We start from the raw sequence: 2,620 nt of genomic DNA on the forward strand, positions 1-2,620 counted from the left end.
GGGTGGCCCTGCCCGGCGGTTGCGCCATCGGCGCGCGGCCCGTGGACCTGCACCTCAAAGGCCTTGAAAAGATGGGCGCAAAGTTTGAATTGGCCGAAGGCTACATCAACGGCACCTGCAACGGCGGTCTCAAGGGCGCGCACATCACCTTCGATTTTCCCACCGTGGGCGGCACCGAGAACCTGCTCATGGCCGCCAGCCTTGCCGAGGGCGAATCCATCCTCGAAAACGCGGCCCGCGAGCCGGAAGTCGAGGACCTCGCCAATTTCCTGAACGCCATGGGGGCGAAAATCACCGGGCAGGGGACCAGCGTCATCCGCGTGGAAGGCGTCAAGAGCCTCAAGGGATGCAGCTACCGGGTCATGCCGGACCGCATCGAGGCCGGAACCTACATGTGTGCCGCGGCCATCACCGACGGCGAACTGCTCATTGAGGACTGTCCGTATCAGGAGCTGGACGCTGTCTCCTACAAACTGCGGGAAATGGGCGTATGGCTTGAGGAAACCGATGAAGGCGTGCTGGTTCGCCGTGACGGGCCGCTGGTGGGCACCGACGTGACCACCCAGCCGCACCCCGGATTCCCCACCGACATGCAGGCCCAGTTCATGGTTGTCATGTGCATGGCCTCCGGTGCCGGAACCATTGAGGAAAAGATTTTCGAGAACCGCTTCATGCATGTGCAGGAGCTGGCCCGCCTCGGCGCGGACATCCGCCTCAAGGGTCGCACCGCCATGGTGCGCGGCGGCAAGCCGCTCTTCGGTGCGCCGGTCATGGCTTCCGACCTCCGGGCAAGCGCCTCGTTGGTCATCGCCGGGCTGGCTGCCGAGGGCAAGACCGAAATATCGCGTATTTACCACCTTGATCGCGGCTACGAGAATATCGAGGCCAAGCTCTCCGGAGTCGGCGCGACCATCTGGCGCGAAAAGGAATAACTTCATGCCGGGATAGTCGATGGCCGGGAGCTTTTGCGGATTCCCGGCCTGCTTCCTTGGCAGCTCTGCCTGCTGGCGTATGGTGTCGGCGTGCTTGCTACCCGTGCGCTGATCCCGGCCGGGGTCACGCTACTGGTGCTTTGGGCCGCCGATGCCGCGCTGCGAAAACGCCGGGTACATCCCGCCGCCGTGCTGCTTTGCGCGCTGGCGGGATTCTTTTATGCCGCAAGTGTTCTTCCCGTCCGTCCATCGGTTCCGGACTGGCTGGAGCCGGGCCGGAAGGTCGGGGTCCGGGCTGTGGTGGATTCGGTCCGCACCAAGCCGGACATGCGCTTGCAGATGGTTTTGCGTGACGTGACCGTTCTTGGTGCCGAAAACGGGCAGGACCGAACTCTGCCCGGCATGATGGCCTGGACATGGAAATTTCCCAAAAACACTCCTCAGCCCGGACAGCAGGTTTTGTTGAACGTGGGCCTCAGGCCCGTGTCCGGCTTTCAGAATCCCGGCCTGTGGGATTATGAAGCCTATTGGCAGCGCGAAGGCGTGTTCTGGCTCGGCTGGAGCTACGGCAAAAAGGGCGTACAGCTCGGCCCAGCCCCGGACGGACCGCTCTGGCGGCTGCGTGAAGCCTTGAAACAGCCGGTGCTGGAAGGCATCGGCAGAGGGCAGGGCGGGGCCATGGTGCTCAACCTGCTCACCGGCGACCGTACCCACATTTCCCCCGCAACGCTGGACATGGTGCGCTCGGCAGGGCTGGCCCACATTCTTGCTCTTTCCGGGCTGCACGTCGGGTATGTGGCCCTGATGGGCTTTCTGCTGGCCTATCTTGTCGGCGTGATCAGGCCCCGGACCTATCTGCAAATCTCCAGACCAAAGCTCGCCGTTTTGTTGGCCGCGCCCATGGTTCTTGTCTACTGGTGGCTCGGCCAGCCTTCTGCGTCCCTGACCCGCGCCGCGCTGATGTTCGCCTGTTGGGGCGGGCTGCTGCTCTTCGGCCGGGGCCGTGCCCTGCTGGACGGGCTTTTCATCGCGCTGGCGGTCATCATTTTCCACAATCCGCTGGCGATGTTCGACACCGGGCTTCGCATGTCGGCCTGTGCCGTTGCCGGGATTGCCCTGCTGTATCCAGTTTTCCGGCGCGTGCTTGCAGTGCGCGGCCATGGTGCTGTTCGGCGTGTGGCCGATTCCGTGGCCGTGCTGCTGTGCCTCAGCCTTTCGGCCAATGCGGCCCTGCTGCCGGTCATGGCGGTTTCCTTCGGTGCCATCTCTCCCAACATTCTCATGAACGTGGTCTGGGTCCCGGCTGTGGGTTTTCTGGTCATGCCGCTGGGCATTGCCGGGATGGTGCTCGGCACGGTGCCGGAAATGCAGGTCGTGTCGAACCTGCTGGTGCACGGCGCGGCCTCGGTGGCCGACTGGCTGCTTCTGATGTTGCGGCATTTCCACGAGGCCGGGTTTGACCCCATGTTCGCGGTGCTGCGGCCCCTCTGGCCCGAAGCGCTCGGGTTCACGCTCCTGCTCGTCACCGCACTTGCCGGGCGAAAGCGGCTCTGCCTTGCCGCGCTTGGTTCCGCGCTGATACTGCTGCCCCATCTCTACGTCATGACAGTGGACGCCCGCTCCGGTGTGCGCCTGGCAATGATCGACGTGGGGCAGGGGCAGGCGCTGCTGGTCGCCGCACCGGGCGG

Annotated in this window: 2 protein-coding genes; both read left to right on the forward strand. The window is 64.4% G+C overall.

Translation table 11 applies throughout. The features are described 5' to 3' along the window. A partial coding sequence (murA, locus tag JCM12178_RS17185) for a UDP-N-acetylglucosamine 1-carboxyvinyltransferase (protein WP_054653191.1) occupies window positions 1-932 on the forward strand: 932 nt, incomplete at its 5' end. Between the two features lie 90 nt (window positions 933-1,022). Next, a partial coding sequence (locus tag JCM12178_RS17190; protein WP_218185665.1) for a ComEC/Rec2 family competence protein occupies window positions 1,023-2,620 on the forward strand: 1,598 nt, incomplete at its 3' end.

It is taken from the genome of Salidesulfovibrio brasiliensis JCM 12178 (assembly GCF_001311825.1).
GTDB lineage: Bacteria > Desulfobacterota > Desulfovibrionia > Desulfovibrionales > Desulfovibrionaceae > Pseudodesulfovibrio > Pseudodesulfovibrio brasiliensis.